We start from the raw sequence: 19,637 nt of genomic DNA, 5'->3' as shown, positions 1-19,637 counted from the left end.
ATAACGAAATGCTTATTGCATTGCGTTGATGCGTGCAGTCAGGTTTGACTTATGACGCGCTGCTTTGTTTTTGTGGATCAGGCCTTTAGCTGCCTGACGGTCCACCAGTGGTTGCATTACCAGGAATGCATTTTGTGCTGCTTCTTTGTCGCCAGCTGCGATAGCTGCGTCTACCTTCTTGATGAAGGTACGCACCATTGAGCGACGGCTTGCGTTATGCTTGCGGCGTTTCTCAGACTGTACGGCGCGTTTCTTAGCTGATTTGATATTAGCCAAGGTCCAACTCCCAAATATATTCTATTGAGGACAATTCAAAGGCCGAGGAATATGCCCTTTTAGCCTTCGTTTGTCAATGGATTTGTGCAAATAAGCGCCGTTTGTACAGGCGGCACTCGCTACGTTGTGATGGCGCAGGATTTTACCAGCTTCGCTCTTGGGAATACAGTGTTTCGCGAGAAAATTCGCCAATGTTTTGCCGCGGCGGGCGCAAGCCGTTGGCCGCGGTCGAGAATCGCCCCGGCAACGCCGGATAAACTGCGGCGAAGCCGTTTCACGCGCAGATTATCTCCGGTATGGTATGTCTATTACATAAAGGCACCAATCGCGGGTTAACCTTACCGGCTGTACAAGGTATAATCCGCCGATTTCCACTGTTTTGAGCCAGCTATGGAGCTAATTCGCGGCATTCACAATATCCGGGCGCGCCACCATGGTTGCGTGCTCACCATCGGCAACTTCGACGGCGTACACCGCGGTCATCAGGCGCTGCTGGAGCAGTTGAAGCAACAAGGGCAACGCCTCGGGCTGCCGGTGATGGTCATGATCTTTGAGCCGCAGCCGCTGGAGATGTTCGCCGCAGACAAGGCGCCGGCCCGCTTGACGCGCCTGCGCGACAAGGCCAACTATCTGGCGCAGGCGGGCGTCGATTACCTGCTGTGCGTCAAGTTCGATCCGCGTTTCGCCGCCAACACCGCGCAGGCGTTCGTCGCCGAGCTGCTGGTGGAAAAACTGGGCGTCAAATTCCTGATGGTGGGGGATGATTTTCGCTTTGGCGCCGGGCGTCAGGGCGATTTTCCGCTATTGCAGCAGGCCGGAAAAGAGTACGGCTTCGATGTGGTCAGCACCCCGACCTTCCGCGAAGGCGAGCGGCGCATCAGCAGCACCGCGATCCGCACCGCGCTGAGCGAGGACGATCTGCCGTTGGCGGAGACCCTGCTGGGCCACCCGTACAGCATTTCCGGGCGCGTGGTGCACGGTGACGAGCTGGGGCGCACCATCGGCTTCCCGACCGCCAATCTGCCGCTCAAGCGTCTGGTGGCGCCGGTGAAAGGAGTGTATGCGGTGGAAGTGTATGGCCTGGGGCCGAAGCCGCTGCCGGGCGTGGCCAATATCGGCACGCGCCCGACCGTCGCCGGCGTGCGCCAGCAGCTGGAAGTGCATCTGCTGGATGTCACAATGGATCTTTACGGGCGCCATATTGAGGTGGTGCTCCGCGCAAAATTGCGCAATGAACAGCGGTTTGCTTCGCTGGATGCCCTGAAGCAGCAAATCGCCAATGATGTGGTGACGGCCCGGAAGTTCTTCGGGTTAAAAACACTGGTTTAATCGTTTACCCTAAACAATTCGAGTTGCATCGCGGCGGCAACCGCGCGAACCCCGATGAGCTTGCACAGGCAAGTGATTCGGGTGAGAAAGGGCGGCCGACAAAGATGCAGCTTGAAGTGTGACGGGTAAATAGCCGAAAACGGAAACGAGAATCTCATGAGTGACTACAAGAATACCCTGAACTTGCCGGAAACAGGGTTCCCGATGCGCGGCGATCTCGCCAAGCGCGAACCTGGCATGCTGCAACGTTGGTATGAACAGGATCTGTACGGGATTATTCGTACTGCCAAAAAGGGCAAAAAAACCTTCATTTTGCATGACGGCCCTCCGTATGCGAACGGCAGCATTCACATTGGTCACTCGGTTAACAAGATTCTCAAAGACATTATCATCAAGTCGAAAGGGATGGCCGGCTTCGACTCGCCTTATGTGCCGGGTTGGGATTGCCACGGCCTGCCGATCGAACTGAAGGTTGAGCAACTGTACGGCAAGCCGGGCGAGAAGCTGACGGCGGCCGAGTTCCGCCAGAAGTGCCGCGAGTACGCGGCCGAGCAGGTTGAAGGCCAGAAGAAGGACTTCATCCGCCTGGGCGTGTTGGGCGACTGGGATCGTCCGTACCTGACGATGGACTTCAAAACCGAAGCCAACATCATCCGCGCGCTGGGCAAGATCATCAGCAACGGCCACCTGCTGAAAGGCGCCAAGCCGGTTCACTGGTGCACCGACTGCGGCTCGTCGCTGGCGGAAGCGGAAGTGGAGTACTACGACAAGACTTCGCCGTCGATCGACGTGAGCTTCCATGCGGCCGACGCGGCTGCCGTGGCGGCCAAGTTCGGCGTGAGCCACTTCAGCGGCGCCATCTCCCTGGTTATCTGGACCACCACTCCGTGGACCCTGCCGGCCAACCGCGCGATCTCGCTGCACCCGGACTTCACCTATCAGTTGGTGCAGGTTGACGGCCAGTGCCTGATCCTGGCGGCCGAACTGGTGGAAAGCGTGATGAAACGCGCCGGCATCACCGAGTGGACGGTGCTGGGCAGCTGCAAAGGCGCCGATCTGGAGCTGCTGCGCTTCAAACACCCGTTCATGGACTTCGACGTGCCGGCGATCCTCGGCGAGCACGTGACGCTGGACGCCGGTACCGGTGCGGTGCACACCGCGCCAGGCCACGGCCCGGACGACTTCGTGATCGGCCAGAAATACGGCCTGGAAGTGGCCAACCCGGTAGGGCCGAACGGCTGCTACCTGACCGGCACCTACCCGCTGCTGGACGGCAAGTTCGTCTTCAAGGCCAACGATCTGATCGTCGATCTGCTGCGTGACAAAGGCGCGCTGCTGCACGTCGAGAAGTTCCTGCACAGCTATCCGTGCTGCTGGCGCCACAAGACGCCGATCATCTTCCGCGCTACGCCGCAATGGTTCATCAGCATGGATCAGAAAGGCCTGCGTCAGCAGTCGCTGGAAGAGATCAAGGGCGTGCAGTGGATCCCGGATTGGGGCCAGGCGCGCATCGAAATGATGGTCGCCAACCGCCCGGACTGGTGCATCTCGCGTCAGCGCACCTGGGGCGTGCCGATGTCGCTGTTCGTGCATAAAGAGACCGAGCAGCTGCACCCGCGCAGCGTTGAGCTGATGGAAGAAGTGGCCAAACGCGTCGAGCAAGACGGCATTCAGGCCTGGTGGGATCTGGACGCGGCCGACATCCTCGGCGCGGAAGCCGCCGACTACGTGAAAGTGCCGGATACGCTGGACGTGTGGTTCGATTCCGGTTCCACCCACGCCTCGGTTGTCGACGTGCGTCCTGAATTCAACGGCCACGGCGCCGACATGTATCTGGAAGGCTCCGACCAACACCGCGGCTGGTTCATGTCATCGCTGATGATTTCCACCGCGATGAAGGGCAAGGCGCCGTACAAGGAAGTGCTGACCCACGGCTTCACCGTCGACGGTCAGGGACGCAAGATGTCCAAATCGATCGGCAACACCGTCAGCCCGCAGGACGTGATGAACAAGCTGGGCGGCGACATTCTGCGTCTGTGGGTGGCGTCGACCGATTACACCGGCGAGATCGCGGTGTCCGACGAGATCCTCAAGCGCTCCGCCGACTCTTATCGCCGCATCCGCAACACCGCGCGCTTCCTGCTGGCCAACCTGAACGGGTTCGAGCCGAGCACCGATTGCGTGGCGCCGGAAGACATGGTGGTGCTGGATCGCTGGGCGGTCGGCCGCGCGCTGGCGGCGCAGCGGGATATCGAGCAGGCTTACGCCAACTACGATTTCCACGAAGTGGTGCAGCGCCTGATGCAGTTCTGTTCGGTCGAGATGGGCTCCTTCTACCTGGATATCATCAAGGATCGTCAGTACACCGCGAAGAGCGACAGCGTCGCCCGCCGCAGCTGCCAGACCGCGCTGTATCACATCGTCGAAGCGCTGGTGCGCTGGATGGCGCCGATCATGTCGTTCACCGCAGACGAGATCTGGGGCTTCATGCCGGGCAAACGCGCGCAGTACGTGTTCACTGAAGAGTGGTACGACGGCCTGTTCGGGCTGGCGGAAGGCGAGTCGATGAACGACGCTTTCTGGGCTGAGCTGCTGAAAGTGCGCGGCGAAGTGAACAAGGTGCTGGAGCAGGCGCGTGCCGACAAACGCCTCGGCGGTTCGCTGGAAGCGGCGGTGACGCTGTATGCCGACAGCGAGTTGGCGGCGCGTCTGAATAGCCTGCAGGATGAGCTGCGCTTTGTGCTGCTGACCTCTGCGGCAAGCGTTGCGCCTTTGGCGGATGCGCCGGCCGACGCGCAGGCTTCCGAGCTGCTGAAAGGGCTGAAAATCGCCTTCAGCACGGCGCCAGGTGAGAAGTGCCCGCGCTGCTGGCATTACACCACCGATATCGGCCTGGTGGCGGAGCACGCAGACATCTGCGGCCGCTGTGTGAGCAACGTCGCCGGTGACGGCGAGAAGCGTAACTTTGCCTGAGAACTCGCGCCTGATGAGTAAACCAATTTGTTCGACCGGCCTGCGTTGGCTGTGGGTTGTAGTGGCGGTGCTGGCGCTGGATTTCGGCAGCAAGCAGTGGATCCTCGCTAACTTTACGCTGGGCCAGTCCCAGCCGTTGATCCCGTCGTTCAACCTGTTTTACGCGCGCAACTACGGCGCCGCGTTCAGCTTCCTGGCCGATCACGGCGGTTGGCAGCGCTGGTTCTTCGCCGGCATCGCCATCGCCATCGTCGCGGTGCTGCTGGTGATGATGTACCGCAGCGCGGCGCAGCAGAAGCTGAACAACATCGCCTACGCCTTCATCATCGGCGGGGCGTTGGGCAACCTGTTCGATCGCCTGTGGCACGGTTTTGTGGTCGATTTCATCGACTTCTACGTCGGTGACTGGCACTACCCGACCTTCAATCTGGCGGACAGCTTTATTTGCGTGGGTGCGGCGATGATCGTGCTGGAAGGTTTCTTGTCGCCGGCGAACAAAGGCGCAAAGAGTAAAGGTGAGTAATATGACGGCTCAGGTTATCAGTGACAGCGCGGTGCTGGTTCACTTCACGCTGAAACTGGAAGACGGTTCGACCGCCGAATCCACCCGCAGCAGCGGCAAACCGGCGCTGTTCCGCCTGGGTGACGGCAGCCTGTCGGCGCCGCTGGAAGAGCAACTGCTCGGCCTGCGCGCTGGCGACAAGCGCGCCTTTACCCTGCAGCCGGAAGCGGCGTTCGGCGCGGAGAACCCGGATCTGGTCCAGTTCTTCTCGCGCCGCGACTTCGCGGAAACCGGCGTGCCGGACGTGGGCACCATCATGCTGTTTACCGCCATCGACGGCAGCGAAATGCCGGGCGTGGTGCGCGCGGTGGCGGAGGATTCAATCACCGTCGATTTCAACCATCCGCTGGCGGGCCATCCGGTGACCTTCGACATCGAAGTGCTGGAGATCGATCCGCAGCAGGAGGAGACGCATGCAAATATTGCTGGCTAACCCGCGCGGCTTCTGCGCCGGGGTTGATCGTGCGATCAGCATCGTGGAACGCGCGCTGGAGCTATATGGCGCGCCGATCTACGTGCGACATGAAGTGGTGCACAACCGCTACGTGGTCGACAGCCTGCGTGAGCGCGGCGCGGTGTTTATCGAAGAGATCGCCGAAGTGCCGGACGGCTCTATCCTGATCTTCTCGGCGCACGGCGTTTCTCAGGCGGTGCGCGCCGAAGCCAAGGCGCGCGATCTGACCATGCTGTTCGACGCCACCTGTCCGCTGGTGACCAAGGTGCATATGGAAGTGGCGCGCGCCAGCCGCCGCGGCACCGAAGCGATCCTGATCGGCCATGCCGGGCACCCGGAGGTGGAAGGCACCATGGGCCAGTACAGCAACCCGCAGGGCGGCATGTACCTGGTCGAATCGCCGGAAGACGTGTGGAAGCTGCAGGTGAAAGACGAAAACAACCTGTGCTTCATGACGCAGACCACGCTGTCGGTTGATGATACCTCGGACGTGATCGATGCGCTGCGTCAGCGCTTCCCGAGCATTATCGGTCCGCGCAAGGATGACATTTGCTACGCCACCACCAACCGTCAGGAAGCGGTGCGCAACCTGGCCGGCGATGCGGACGTGGTGCTGGTGGTGGGGTCGAAGAACTCTTCCAACTCTAACCGTCTGGCCGAACTGGCGCAGCGCGTGGGCAAACCGGCTTATCTGATCGATTCGGCGGCGGATATTCAGGAAAGCTGGCTGAGCGAAGCGCGCAATATCGGCGTTACCGCCGGCGCCTCGGCGCCGGACGTGCTGGTGCAGGAGGTGATCTCTCGCCTGAAAGCGCTGGGCGGCCTGGACGTGCATGAAATCAGCGGGCGCGAAGAGAACATCGTGTTCGAAGTGCCGAAAGAGCTGCGCGTGGACGTCCGTCAGATTGACTGAGGTGCGTGAGTGAATGACAACGGGGGGCTTAGGCTTCCCGTTTTTTTTGGAAAGCGAGCCGCGTAAAAAATAACACTCCATGCATATTCAAATTTTCTGCTAACTAAAGTCAAATTTATTCTGAGCATTTGAAATAACGTCGGTGTGGTTAATTATATAGGCTGGCGAAAAGTCATTAATAAGAATATCATTAGGCTGCAATCTAAATAGGCCCGGTGTTGGCAAAGTGATTACAATAATTACAATAATGGATGTTGCAGATGTTTCTTATTCTATTCCTGCCGAATATGTTCTACGGCGGTTAATCCCTTCTCCTGCAAATAGAGTTTCATATGTTCCAGCAATCGTCTGACTTTTAATGGCTGGATCTCCCTACGTGGCATAATGGCGTAGCAATTAATTTCCGGTAAGCGCCAATCGGGCAATATTTCAATCAGCTCGCCGCTGCGCAATTCACGTTCAACATTGGCGAAGAAATTGCGAATGATGCCCTTGCCGGTCAACGCCAACTCCTTCATCGCCATACCGCTGTTGGTGAACAAACGCCCGGTCATGCGCATACGGTGTTCATCGCCGTTGCGATGGATAAGACGGACAAACTGTGGGTTGCCGAGCGGCGTAAAGGTGACCCAATGGTGATGGGTCAGCGCCTGCGGCGAATCCGGCACGCCGTGGTGTGCCAGGTAGGCCGGTGAGGCGCACAACACTTCGCGGCAGCGGGCCAACCGCGTGGAAACGTAGCTGGAATCGGCCAGCACGCCGCCGCGTATCGCCAGATCGATGCGTTGCGCGATCAGGTCTATCTTCTCATCGTGGATCTCCAGCCGCAGCGTGAGCCGAGGATGCTCGTCGAGAAAGCTTTGCAACGCCGGCACCAGATAGTGAGTGGCGAATTCGGTGGAAGTGGCGACGCGCAGTTCGCCGACCAGCTCTCCGCGCAGCGCGGCGATCCGTTGTTGGCCACGTTCGGCAGCGTGGATCATCAGCAGGCAATCTTCATAAAAACACAATCCTGCTTCGGTCAGACTCAATGAACGCGTCGATCGCAACAGTAATTGAATGCCCAGATGCTCCTCCAGTTGGCGAATATGTTGGCTGACGGCGGAGGTCGTCATGCCCAATTCTTTTGCCGCCATGCTGAATGCGCCGCAATCGACCACTTTTGAGAAAATGGCCATGCGTTTTAAAATATTGCTCATAGTTTGTTAAGCACAACTTAACCAAGATTGTGAATTATACGGGCTAATAATATAGCATCATCTCTTCTATATTGCCTGAAGCATATAAACGACGGGCTGATTATTATTTTGCAGAGATTTTTTCTCTTTTTGATAAATCTTATTGCGCTTATCAATAATACTCCCGCACCACATCGTAACAGGAGCTCATTGTGGACAGCGCTCAGAAAGAAGAAATATCGTTAAAGATCCTACGTGAATTATTGCAATACCGCCGCCGTTTCCCCGGCGACGACACCTCGATCGCTGAAGAAGAACGGCGGGTCACTCAGGTGCAATTGCCGCGCATTCGGGCATTCATCGAAAACGAGCAACGTATCGAATTCGTGCTGCCGGCCTTCCCGACCAAGTCGCCCAACACCAACAAGGTGATCGGCGCGGTGCCGGACATGGCGGAGCGGCTGTCGCTGATCTTCCTCAACTCGCTATGCCAGCGCATTCAACTCTACTACCCGCCGGGCGCGCATATCGTTATCTGCTCAGATGGCCACGTGTTCGGCGATCTGATCCGCGTCAGTGACGAAGCGATCAACCACTATCAGCGCGAAATTGAAAACCTGCTGCATGAAGTGGGCGCGACGCATCTCAGCGTATTCAACCTCGGCGACGTCAAAGGCCTGGCTGAACATACCGATGATTACGATCTGCTGCGCCAACTGTTGGTGGAGGGCTATGCCGAATCGGAAGAGGCGATCAAACAGCAGTTGATGCAGGACGAACAGGGCCTCTTGCTGTACCGCGCCATCACGCGCTTCCTGTATGAAGACAGCCAACTGCCGGGCTACAGCGGTTCCAACGCCGCGCTGCAGAAAGACGCCAAACGGCGCGCCTGCGGAGTGATCCAGCGTAGCTGGGCCTGGGGCAATCTGCTGGCGCAGCATTTCCCGGCGGCGATCCGGCTGTCGATTCACCCGCAGCCGGTCGACAGTCTGAAAATGGGCATCCACATGATGCCGACCAAAGACGATTGGCTGACGCCGTGGCATGGCGTGGCAGCCAACGTGAACGGCCAGTTCGTGCTGATGAAGCGTAAAGACGCGCAGAGCCTGGACGGCGAATTGGTGGCGATCCGCGGCACGCCGAGCCATTACCTGATCGAACAACCGCAGATGGCCTGAGGCCGCTGCAGGCTTTTGCGCCCGAAATCCTGGCGGACGCGTTTTTGACGGCACGTTGCCGTGTGAGCAGCACATTCGATGCAAGGAGAATCACCGATGAATAACCAACCGCTTAATTGCCATATTCAACCGAATACCCCGTTTGGCGCGATCCTGACGCCGCAGCATCCGGGGCAAAAGATCGGCGAACTGCCGGTGGCAGCGCTGCGGGCGCTGGCGCAGGAACATCACTTGCTGGTGCTGCGCGGATTCGACTCCGGTTTCAGCGATGGGGAGGTTCTGACGCGCTACGCCGAGCAGTGGGGCGAGATCATGATGTGGCCGTTCGGCGCGGTGCTGGACGTGAAGGAACATCCGGACGCCAAGGATCATATTTTCGACAGCAGCTACGTCCCGCTGCATTGGGATGGCATGTATAAGCCGACTATTCCCGAATTCCAGCTGTTCCACTGCGTGGCGGCGCCGTCGCCGGACGAAGGCGGGTGCACTACCTTCGTCGATACCACGCGGCTGCTGGCCAATGCGGACGAAGCGTTGCTGGATCAGTGGCTGTCGGTCTCGATCACCTACCGTATCAAGCAGGTGGTGCATTACGGCGGTGAAGTCTGTTCGCCGCTGGTGGTGCAGCACCCGAACGGCAGGGGCTTGATCATGCGCTACAATGAACCGCCGACGGAAGGGAAAAAATTCCTCAATCAACATGCGCTGGAATATCACGGCGTGCCGGAACAACAGCAGGAACAGTTCCACCACACTCTGCAGCAGCATCTGTACGATCCGCGTCACTATTATGCCCATCAGTGGCAACAGGGCGACGTGGTGGTGGCGGACAACTTCTCGCTGCTGCACGGCCGTGAGGGCTTTACCGCCCGTTCCGCGCGTCATTTGCAGCGCGTGCATATTCAAAGCAATCCGGTGTGCGCCAATCTGGCGCTGAAGCCGGCCAACGCAGAAGCTTAAAAGGAGCATTATGGCAAGGATACTGATGGCGGCGGTCGCCACTCCGGGGCACGTCTACCCGATGTTAGCCATCGCTCGCCACCTGATTGCCCAAGGGCATCAGGTGCGAGTGATGACCGGCGCGCTGTTCCGCGAACGCGCCGAAGCGGCTGGGGCGAGCTTCGTGCCGTTCGACGCGCAGGTGGACTTCGACTATCGCCACCTGGAGGAGCATTTCCCCGAGCGCGCCGCGCTGCCGCCGGGCAACGCGCAGATGGCGCTGGCGCTGAAAGACTTCTTCGCCGCGCCGATCCCACTGTTGGATCGTCAGTTGCGTGCGGCCATCGCCGCCGAAAAGACCGATCTGCTGATGGTGGAGAACTGCTTCTACGGCGTGCTGCCGCTGTTGCAGTCCGCCGAACGGCCGCCGGTGTTCGGGATCGGCGTCACGCCGCTGTCGTATTCTTCGCGCGACGCCATTTTCTATGGCCCGCGCATCCCGCCGGCGCTGCTGCCGCGGGCGCTGACCCGTGAGCAGTTGGTGGATGAAGAAACGCGGGTGTTGCTTGATGAGGTGCAGCAAAGCTTTGATGCCGCGCTGGTGCAGGCGGGCGGGCGGCCGCTGAATCGCCCGTTCACCGACGCGCTGATCGGCGGCTGCGAGCGTTTCCTGCAGTTGGCCACCACGGCGCTGGAATATGAGCGTGACGATCTGCCGAGCGGCGTGCGCTTCGTCGGCCCGCTGCGCAGCGGCGGCCAGCCGGCGGCGGAAGAAACGCTGTGGGGGGCAGACGATGATCGGCCGCTGGTGATCGTGTCTCAGGGCACGCTGGCCAATGTCGATCTGCATCAGCTGATCGTGCCGACGCTGCAAGCGCTGGCGCATCTGCCGGTGCGGGTGTTGGCCACCACCGGCGGGAGGGCGACGGAAGGCCTGATGGACGCGCTGCCGGGCAATGCCAGAGTGCGGGAGTTCATCTCCTTCGAACACTGGCTGCCGGAGGCGGCGCTGCTGATCACCAATGGCGGTTACGGCTCGATCAACTATGCGCTGAACAGCGGCGTGCCGCTGATCGTCGCCGGCACGGGCGAAGACAAACTGGAGGCGGCCGCGCGCGTGGTCGCCGCCGGCTGCGGCATCAGCCTGCACACCAGCACGCCGAGCCCTGAAAAGATCCTGGCGGCGGCGACGCGCATTCTGCAGCAGCCGATCTATCGACAACGCGCAGCGCTGGTGCGTGAGGATTATGCCCGCCACGATGCGCTGACGGGAATCGCCAACGAAGTGGCCGCCATTACCGCCTGACCACGCTGTGATCCTTTCCCCAGGCGCCGTTTTCGGCGCCTTTTTTCTGCATTTTTTTGCCATGGAAACTGCATGATTATGTACAATCGTCGCAGGCCGCCAAATCGGTTGAATGTTAATCTCACGACAGCGCCGCTGATAAAAGCGGGGGAATATCATAATTTTCTAATTATGAAATGAATCCTCTGGCGACGCTGAAGCGGGGCAGTTACCCTGAATCGATAGCCTAATGGGATAGGCGTCAAATCAAGAAGAGAGCAAGCATGAGTGATTCACAAATCCGCATTGCGATTGCGGGCGCCGGCGGCCGGATGGGCCGTCAGTTGATCCAGGCGGTGCAGCAGGCGGAAGGCGTGGTGTTGGGCGCGGCGTTGTCGCGCCCGGGTTCAAGCCTGATCGGCGTCGACGCCGGCGAGCTGGCGGGCATTGGCGCGCTGGGCGTTAAGGTAAGCGACAGCCTGGAGAAAGTGGCGAGCGAGTTCGACATTTTGATCGACTTCACCCGCCCGGAAAGCACCCGGAGCTACCTGGATTTTTGCGTGGCGCACCACAAGGCGATGGTGATTGGCACCACCGGCTTCGATGACGCCGGCAAGCAGGCGATCCGCGCTGCGGCGCAGCATATCGGCATCGTGTTCGCCGCCAACTTCAGCGTCGGCGTCAACCTGGTGCTGAAACTGCTGGAGAAGGCCGCGCAGGTGATGGGCGACTACACCGACATCGAAATCGTTGAGGCGCACCACCGCCACAAAGTGGATGCGCCGTCGGGCACGGCGTTGGCCATGGGCGAAGCGATCGCCGGCGCGCTGGGGCGCGATCTGAAAAACTGTGCGGTCTATGCGCGCGAAGGCCATACCGGCGAACGCGATCCGAAAAGCATCGGCTTTGCCACCATTCGCGCCGGCGACATCGTCGGCGAGCACACCGCGATGTTCGCCGACATCGGTGAACGGGTGGAAATCACCCATAAGGCTTCCAGCCGCATGACTTTCGCCAGCGGCGCGGTGCGCGCGGCTTCCTGGCTGCATAACCGGGATAAAGGTTTGTTTGATATGCGAGATGTATTGAATTTGGACCAGTTATAATTGATTTGCATACCATCGTGATGTGGTTGTATTGGTCATAATGCTATGATAATCGGGCAATAATTTTATTGTCCTTTTTTTTAACATGATAAATATCATGTTGGCTTTGTTTCATTGTCAAAGATGTTATTTATCTATATTTACTTTGCTAATCATCTCCTTTTTTTCCACTCTCTGCTTTTTTAGCGTCTTTTTTGTCCCATTCCGGCGCCGTTTTCCGTCATTCTTCCCCGCAACCGTTTTCTAGCCCCGGTTTTCTGTGTTTTTATCGGCGCTCAAGCCGCATGCGCGCCGAGAACTGCAAAAATAAAACAAAAAACGGCAGTTTGGGTAGACAAGCCAGGCACTCATCATTAAAATGCGCCCAATTTGCCAAAAATTGGCCTCGCGGACGGTTTTTGCATTGATTTAGATCGTGATATCTGAATTAATATGCAAATATTGTGATTGATTATTCCTTGGAGGGTGTTTTGATAAAGTCAGCGCTATTGGTTCTGGAAGACGGAACCCAATTCCACGGTCGGGCCATCGGGGCAGAGGGAACGGCAGTGGGGGAAGTGGTCTTCAATACGTCGATGACCGGTTATCAAGAAATCCTCACTGATCCTTCCTATTCCCGCCAGATCGTTACTCTTACTTATCCTCATATCGGCAATGTCGGCACCAATGCTTCCGACGAAGAATCCTCCGCAGTACACGCCCAAGGCCTCGTCATTCGCGACCTCCCGCTGATCGCCAGCAACTACCGCAACGAAGAAAGCCTGTCCGACTACCTCAAGCGTCACAACATCGTGGCGATCGCCGATATCGATACCCGCAAATTGACCCGCCTGCTGCGCGAGAAGGGCGCCCAGAACGGCTGCATCATCGCCGCCGATTCGCCGGACGCCGCGCTGGCCCTGGCCAAGGCGCAAGGTTTCCCGGGGTTGAAGGGCATGGATCTGGCGAAAGAGGTCACCACCCAAGAGGCCTACAGCTGGCAGCAAGGCAGTTGGACGCTTGAAGGCGACCTGCCCGAAGCCAAAACCGCCGCGGAACTGCCATTCCACGTGGTGGCTTACGACTACGGCGCCAAGCGCAACATCCTGCGCATGCTGGTGGATCGCGGCTGCCGCCTGACTGTGGTGCCGGCGCAGACCCCGGCCGACGACGTGCTGAAAATGAATCCGGACGGCATCTTCCTGTCCAACGGCCCGGGCGACCCGGAGCCGTGCGACTACGCCATCACCGCCATCAAACAGTTCCTGGAAACCGACATTCCGGTGTTCGGCATCTGCCTGGGCCATCAGCTGCTGGCGCTGGCCAGCGGGGCGAAAACCATGAAGATGAAGCTCGGCCACCACGGCGGCAACCACCCGGTGAAGGATTTGGACAACAACACCGTGATGATCACCGCGCAGAACCACGGCTTTGCGGTAGATGAAAACAACCTGCCGGCGAACCTGCGCGTGACGCACAAATCGCTGTTCGACCATACGGTGCAGGGCATTCACCGCACCGACAAGGCGGCGTTCAGCTTCCAGGGCCACCCGGAAGCCAGCCCAGGCCCGCACGACGCTGCGCCGCTGTTCGATCACTTTATCGAACTGATTGAGACTTACCGTTCTAACGCCAAATAATCAGGAGCAGTAAAAAATGCCAAAACGTACAGACATAAAAAGCATCCTGATCCTCGGCGCGGGTCCGATCGTTATCGGCCAGGCGTGTGAGTTCGACTACTCGGGCGCCCAGGCGTGTAAAGCGCTGCGCGAAGAGGGTTACCGCGTCATTCTGGTCAACTCCAACCCGGCGACCATCATGACCGACCCGGAGATGGCCGACGCGACCTATATTGAGCCGATCCACTGGGAAGTGGTGCGCAAGATCATCGAAAAAGAGCGCCCGGATGCGGTGCTGCCGACCATGGGCGGCCAGACGGCGCTGAACTGCGCGCTGGAGCTGGAGCGCCAGGGCGTGCTGGCCGAGTTCGGCGTTACCATGATCGGCGCCACCGCCGATGCGATTGACAAGGCCGAAGACCGTCGCCGTTTCGATGTGGCGATGAAGAAAATCGGTCTGGATACCGCGCGTTCCGGCATCGCGCACACCATGGAAGAAGCGCTGGCGGTAGCCGCTGACGTCGGCTTCCCGTGCATCATCCGCCCTTCCTTTACCATGGGCGGCACCGGCGGCGGCATCGCCTACAACCGCGAAGAGTTCGAAGAGATCTGCGAACGCGGCCTGGACCTGTCGCCGACCAACGAGCTGCTGATCGATGAATCGCTGATCGGTTGGAAAGAATACGAGATGGAAGTGGTGCGTGATAAGAACGACAACTGCATCATCGTCTGCTCCATCGAAAACTTCGACGCTATGGGCATCCACACCGGCGACTCGATCACCGTCGCGCCGGCCCAGACCCTGACCGACAAGGAATACCAAATCATGCGCAACGCCTCGATGGCGGTGCTGCGTGAGATCGGCGTTGAAACCGGCGGCTCCAACGTGCAGTTCTCGGTCAACCCGAAAACCGGCCGCCTGATCGTTATCGAAATGAACCCGCGCGTGTCGCGCTCTTCGGCGCTGGCGTCGAAAGCCACCGGCTTCCCAATTGCCAAGATCGCCGCCAAGCTGGCGGTGGGCTATACCCTCGATGAGTTGATGAACGACATCACCGGCGGCCGCACCCCGGCGTCGTTCGAACCGTCCATCGACTATGTCGTAACCAAGATCCCGCGCTTCAACTTCGAGAAGTTCTCCGGCGCCAACGATCGCTTGACCACCCAGATGAAGTCGGTCGGCGAAGTGATGGCCATCGGCCGCACCCAGCAGGAATCGCTGCAAAAAGCGCTGCGCGGTCTGGAAGTGGGCGCCACCGGCTTCGATCCGAAAGTGAGCCTGGACGATCCGGAAGCGCTGACCAAAATCCGCCGCGAGCTGAAAGACGCCGGTTCCGACCGCATTTGGTACATCGCCGACGCCTTCCGCGCCGGTTTGTCGGTTGACGGCGTTTTCAACCTGACCAACGTCGACCGTTGGTTCCTGGTGCAGATTGAAGAGCTGGTGCGCCTGGAAGAGCAGGTGGCCGAGGCGGGCATCAACGGCCTGAACAAAGACTTCCTGCGCACGTTGAAGCGCAAAGGCTTCGCCGATGCGCGTCTGGCCAAGCTGGCCGGCGTCGCCGAGAGCGAAATTCGCAAGCTGCGCCACAGCTACGGCCTGCATCCGGTATACAAGCGCGTGGATACCTGCGCGGCGGAATTCGCCACCGACACCGCCTACATGTACTCCACCTATGAAGAAGAGTGCGAATCCAACCCGACCAACGACCGGCCGAAAGTGATGGTGTTGGGCGGCGGGCCGAACCGTATCGGCCAGGGCATCGAGTTCGACTACTGCTGCGTGCACGCTTCGCTGGCGCTGCGTGAAGACGGCTACGAGACCATCATGGTCAACTGTAACCCGGAAACCGTCTCCACCGACTACGACACCTCAGACCGCCTGTACTTTGAGCCGGTAACGCTGGAAGACGTGCTGGAAATCGTGCGCATCGAGAAGCCGAAAGGCGTGATCGTGCAGTATGGCGGCCAGACTCCGCTGAAGCTGGCGCGCGAGCTGGAAGCCGCAGGCGTGCCGGTTATCGGCACCAGTCCGGACGCCATCGACCGCGCCGAAGACCGCGAGCGCTTCCAGCAGGCGGTCAACCGTCTGGGCCTGAAGCAACCGGCCAACGCCACCGTCACCGCCATCGAACAGGCGGTGGAGAAGGCGGCGGCCATCGGCTATCCGCTGGTGGTGCGTCCTTCCTACGTGTTGGGCGGCCGGGCGATGGAAATCGTCTACGACGAAACCGACCTGCGCCGCTACTTCCAGACCGCGGTCAGCGTGTCCAACGATGCGCCGGTGCTGCTCGATCGCTTCCTGGACGATGCGGTGGAAGTGGACGTTGATGCCATCTGCGACGGCGAACGCGTGCTGATTGGCGGCATCATGGAGCACATCGAGCAGGCGGGCGTGCACTCCGGCGACTCCGCGTGTTCGCTGCCGGCGTACACCCTGAGCCAGGAAATTCAGGACGTGATGCGTCGCCAGGTGGAAAAACTGGCGTTCGAGCTGCAGGTGCGCGGCCTGATGAACGTGCAGTTCGCGGTGAAAGACAACGAAGTCTACCTGATTGAAGTCAACCCGCGCGCCGCGCGCACCGTGCCGTTCGTGTCCAAAGCGACCGGCGTGCCGCTGGCCAAAGTGGCCGCGCGCGTGATGGCGGGCAAAACGCTGGTCGAGCAGGGCGTGACCGAAGAGATCATCCCGCCGTACTATTCGGTGAAAGAAGTGGTGCTGCCGTTCAACAAATTCCCGGGCGTCGACCCGATTCTGGGGCCGGAAATGCGCTCTACCGGGGAAGTGATGGGCGTGGGCCGCACCTTCGCGGAAGCCTTCTCCAAAGCGATGTTGGGCAGCAACTCGGGCATGAAGAAACAGGGCCGCGCGCTGCTGTCGGTGCGCGAAGGCGATAAAGCCCGCGTGGTCGATTTGGCCGCCAGCCTGCTGAAGCAGGGCTTCGAGCTGGACGCCACCCACGGCACCGCGGTGGTGCTGGGCGAAGCGGGCATCAACCCGCGCCTGGTCAACAAGGTGCACGAAGGGCGTCCGCACATTCAGGACCGTATCAAGAACGGCGAGTACACCTACATCGTCAACACCACGGCAGGCCGCCAGGCGATTGAGGACTCCAAGCTGATTCGCCGCAGCGCCCTGCAGTACAAGGTGCACTACGACACCACGCTGAACGGCGGCTTCGCCACCGCGATGGCGCTGAAAGCGGATCCGACCGAGCAGGTGACGTCGGTGCAGGAAATGCACGCGCGCATCGGCAAGTAACCGCGCGATAACGCAACGTAAGGGGCGCTGCAGATGCAGCGCCCTTTTTTATTCAGCGAATTTGTCGGCTGGCGTTAAAAATTTCCGCTATCAATCAGTGGGCAAACTGTCACTCTGTGTGATTGGTATATGCTTGGTGTATTGGCAAGGAACGAAGGAACGACGATAACAATGATTCTGATAATTTATGCTCACCCGTATCCCCGGCATTCGCATGCCAATCACCGCCTGCTGCAGGCGGTGAGGGATCTCCCCGAGGTGGAGGTGCGCTCGCTGTATGAGCTGTACCCCGATTTCAATATCGACATCAACGCCGAGCAGCGGGCGGTGGAGCGCGCCGACCTGGTGGTGCTGCAACATCCGATGCAGTGGTACAGCTTCCCGCCGTTGTTGAAGCTGTGGATCGACAAAGTGCTGGAGCACGGCTGGGCCTACGGCCACGACGGCAATGCGCTGGTGGGTAAAGACTGCCTGTGGGCGGTGACCAGCGGCGGCGACGAGCACCACTTCGAGCTGGGCGATTTCCCCAACTTCGCCGCGCTGGCGCAGCCGCTGCAGGCCACGGCGATCTATTGCGGCATGACCTGGCTGCCTTATTTCGCCGTGCACAATACCTTTACCTGCAACGAGCCGGCGCTGCTCGCCGCCGGCGAAGCCTACCGCCAGCGGCTGGTCGACTATCTGATGGAACATGCCGAAGCGGAAACCCGGGAGGCCAGCCATGGATAATCACCACATGATGATCGAGGGGCTGATCTATCTCGGCTCCGCGGCGCTGTTTGTGCCGATCGCGGTGCGCTTGGGACTGGGCTCGGTGCTCGGTTACCTGATCGCCGGCTGCATCATTGGCCCCTGGGGGCTGAAGCTGGTGTCGGACGCCGAGTCTATCCTGACCTTCGCCGAGATCGGCGTGGTGCTGATGTTGTTTATCATCGGCCTGGAGCTGGATCCCAAACGGCTGTGGACGCTGCGCGCCTCGGTGTTCGGCGGCGGCAGCATTCAGATGGTGGGCTGCGGCCTGGCGCTGAGCGCCTTCTGTTACTTCCTTGGCCTTAACTGGAAGGTGGCGTTGCTGATTGGCCTGACGCTGGCGCTCTCATCCACCGCCATCGCCATGCAGGCGATGAGCGAACGCAATCTGACGCCGTCGCCGATCGGCCGCAGCGCGTTTGCGGTGCTGCTGTTCCAGGATATCGCGGCGATCCCGCTGGTGGCGATGATCCCGCTGTTGGCCAGCAGCGGTGCCACCACCACGCTGGGCGCTTTCATGCTGTCGGCGGCCAAGGTGGTGGGCGCGTTGACGATGGTGGTGTTGCTTGGCCGCTACGTCACCCGTCCGCTGCTGCACTTCGTCGCCCGTTCGGGCATGCGCGAAGTGTTCAGTGCCGTGGCGTTGTTCCTGGTGTTCGGCTTCGGCATCCTGCTGGAGATGGCCGGGCTGTCGATGGCGATGGGGGCGTTCCTCGCCGGGGTGCTGTTGGCGAGCTCTGAATACCGCCACGCGCTGGAGAGCGATATTCAGCCGTTCAAGGGACTGCTGCTGGGGCTGTTCTTCATCGGCGTCGGCATGTCGATCGACTTCGGCACGCTGTTCCATCATCCGTTGCTGATCGCCTCGCTGCTGCTGGGCTTTATGCTGATCAAGGCGGCATTGCTGTGGCTGATTGGGCCGCTGCTCGGCGTGCCGAAGCGCCAGCGCGGCCTGTTCGCCATTCTGCTGGGGCAGGGCAGTGAGTTCGCCTTCGTGATCTTCAGCGCCGCGCAGCTGGCCGGCGTCTTGCCGGTTGAATGGGCCAAGTCGCTGACGCTGGCGGTGGCGCTGTCGATGGCGGCCACGCCGCTGCTGTTGGTGATCGCCGCGCAGCTGGAAAAAAATGCGCCGAAAGAGGATCGCCCGGCTGACGTCATTGATGACGAGAACGCCAGCGTGATCATCGCCGGCTTCGGCCGTTTCGGCCAGATCGCCGGTCGTTTACTGTTGGCCAACGGCGTGCACACCGTGGTATTGGATCACGATCCGGACCATATCGAAACGCTGCGTAAATTCGACACCAAGGTGTTCTACGGCGACGCCACGCGCGCCGATCTGCTTGAGGCCGCCGGCGCCGCTCACGCCAAGGTGCTGATCAACGCCATCGACGATGTGGAGGACAGCCTGGCGTTAACCGAGCTGGCCAGACAGCACTTCCCGCATCTGAAAGTGGTGGCGCGGGCGCGCGACGTCGATCACTGGTATCAGCTGCGGCAACTGGGGGTGGAAAAACCGGAGCGCGAAACCTTCGAAAGCTCGCTGCGCGTCGGCCGTGAAACGCTGGAGTTGCTGGGGCTGGACGCCTATGAGGCGCGCGAGAAAGCGGACACGTTCCGTCGCTATAACCTGAAGATGCTGGAAGATACGCTGGATAATTACCAGGATACTGAATTCCGTATCGCCAGCCTGCAGCGGGCCAAGGAGATGCTCAGCGCGGCCATCGAGCAGGATCAGAATCGCTTGGCGCGGGTGCAGCAGACCGGCTGGCGCGGCAGCATCGACGGCAAGGCGCCGGAGGATGAAGTGGTGGAAGCCAAAGGATAACCGCAGGGG

General features: G+C 60.0%; 15 protein-coding genes. 13 read left to right on the top strand and 2 right to left on the bottom strand.

The window, feature by feature from the left end; all coding sequences use genetic code 11:
* Positions 1-12 precede the first annotated feature (12 nt).
* Positions 13-276, bottom strand: coding sequence for a 30S ribosomal protein S20 (gene rpsT / locus ACP39K_RS14335; RefSeq protein WP_004932960.1), 264 nt, complete (start codon positions 274-276; stop codon positions 13-15).
* Between the two features lie 390 nt (positions 277-666).
* Here rpsT and ribF point away from each other — a divergent pair, with 390 nt between their 5' ends.
* From ribF to ispH, 5 genes are all read left to right on the top strand, one after another.
* Positions 667-1,605: a bifunctional riboflavin kinase/FAD synthetase gene (ribF, locus tag ACP39K_RS14330; protein WP_016929138.1), complete on the top strand. Its 939-nt coding sequence runs from the start codon at positions 667-669 to the stop codon at positions 1,603-1,605.
* Between the two features lie 156 nt (positions 1,606-1,761).
* On the top strand, positions 1,762-4,578 hold the full coding sequence (gene ileS, locus ACP39K_RS14325) for an isoleucine--tRNA ligase (protein ID WP_016929137.1): 2,817 nt from the start codon (positions 1,762-1,764) through the stop codon (positions 4,576-4,578).
* Positions 4,579-4,591: 13 nt separating this feature from the next.
* A complete protein-coding gene (lspA, locus tag ACP39K_RS14320) occupies positions 4,592-5,101 on the top strand; it encodes a signal peptidase II (RefSeq protein WP_025301524.1) in 510 nt (169 codons plus the stop codon).
* Position 5,102: 1 nt separating this feature from the next.
* Complete coding sequence (fkpB, locus tag ACP39K_RS14315) at positions 5,103-5,573, top strand: FKBP-type peptidyl-prolyl cis-trans isomerase (protein WP_016929135.1); 471 nt, start codon at positions 5,103-5,105, stop codon at positions 5,571-5,573.
* Positions 5,554-6,507 carry a 4-hydroxy-3-methylbut-2-enyl diphosphate reductase gene (gene ispH / locus ACP39K_RS14310; RefSeq protein WP_033641229.1) on the top strand — a complete coding sequence of 318 codons (954 nt, stop codon included), beginning with the start codon at positions 5,554-5,556 and terminating at the stop codon, positions 6,505-6,507. Before fkpB ends, ispH begins: the two co-directional genes overlap by 20 nt.
* Positions 6,508-6,779: 272 nt before the next feature.
* On the opposite strand, the gene ACP39K_RS14305 is transcribed toward ispH, so the two are convergent.
* On the bottom strand, positions 6,780-7,685 hold the full coding sequence (locus ACP39K_RS14305; RefSeq protein WP_016929133.1) for a LysR family transcriptional regulator: 906 nt from the start codon (positions 7,683-7,685) through the stop codon (positions 6,780-6,782).
* Positions 7,686-7,897: 212 nt separating this feature from the next.
* Between ACP39K_RS14305 and pvcA the strand changes: the two genes are divergently transcribed.
* From pvcA to kefC, 8 genes are all read left to right on the top strand, one after another.
* Positions 7,898-8,863: an L-tyrosine isonitrile synthase gene (pvcA, locus tag ACP39K_RS14300; RefSeq protein WP_033641230.1), complete on the top strand. Its 966-nt coding sequence runs from the start codon at positions 7,898-7,900 to the stop codon at positions 8,861-8,863.
* 96 nt (positions 8,864-8,959) lie between these two features.
* Positions 8,960-9,823, top strand: coding sequence for a TauD/TfdA dioxygenase family protein (locus ACP39K_RS14295; protein ID WP_016929131.1), 864 nt, complete (start codon positions 8,960-8,962; stop codon positions 9,821-9,823).
* A 25-nt stretch (positions 9,824-9,848) separates the two neighbouring features.
* On the top strand, positions 9,849-11,108 hold the full coding sequence (locus ACP39K_RS14290) for a glycosyltransferase (protein WP_497008675.1): 1,260 nt from the start codon (positions 9,849-9,851) through the stop codon (positions 11,106-11,108).
* A gap of 263 nt (positions 11,109-11,371) precedes the next feature.
* Positions 11,372-12,193: a 4-hydroxy-tetrahydrodipicolinate reductase gene (dapB, locus tag ACP39K_RS14285; protein ID WP_033641233.1), complete on the top strand. Its 822-nt coding sequence runs from the start codon at positions 11,372-11,374 to the stop codon at positions 12,191-12,193.
* A gap of 470 nt (positions 12,194-12,663) precedes the next feature.
* Positions 12,664-13,812 carry a glutamine-hydrolyzing carbamoyl-phosphate synthase small subunit gene (gene carA, locus ACP39K_RS14280; protein WP_071525950.1) on the top strand — a complete coding sequence of 383 codons (1,149 nt, stop codon included), beginning with the start codon at positions 12,664-12,666 and terminating at the stop codon, positions 13,810-13,812.
* A gap of 16 nt (positions 13,813-13,828) precedes the next feature.
* Positions 13,829-17,053 (top strand): carbamoyl-phosphate synthase large subunit, encoded by a 3,225-nt coding sequence (gene carB / locus ACP39K_RS14275; RefSeq protein ID WP_033641234.1) that lies wholly within the window; start codon positions 13,829-13,831, stop codon positions 17,051-17,053.
* Positions 17,054-17,224: 171 nt separating this feature from the next.
* Positions 17,225-17,782: a glutathione-regulated potassium-efflux system oxidoreductase KefF gene (kefF, locus tag ACP39K_RS14270; protein WP_016929126.1), complete on the top strand. Its 558-nt coding sequence runs from the start codon at positions 17,225-17,227 to the stop codon at positions 17,780-17,782.
* A complete protein-coding gene (gene kefC, locus ACP39K_RS14265; RefSeq protein ID WP_021505358.1) occupies positions 17,775-19,628 on the top strand; it encodes a glutathione-regulated potassium-efflux system protein KefC in 1,854 nt (617 codons plus the stop codon). The genes kefF and kefC overlap by 8 nt, the downstream gene beginning before the upstream one ends.
* Positions 19,629-19,637: the final 9 nt, after the last annotated feature.

The organism is Serratia sp. EC4, from assembly GCF_059652115.1.
Note: the sequence above shows the minus strand (reverse complement) of the source record. Positions and strands in the feature narration are given on the sequence as shown.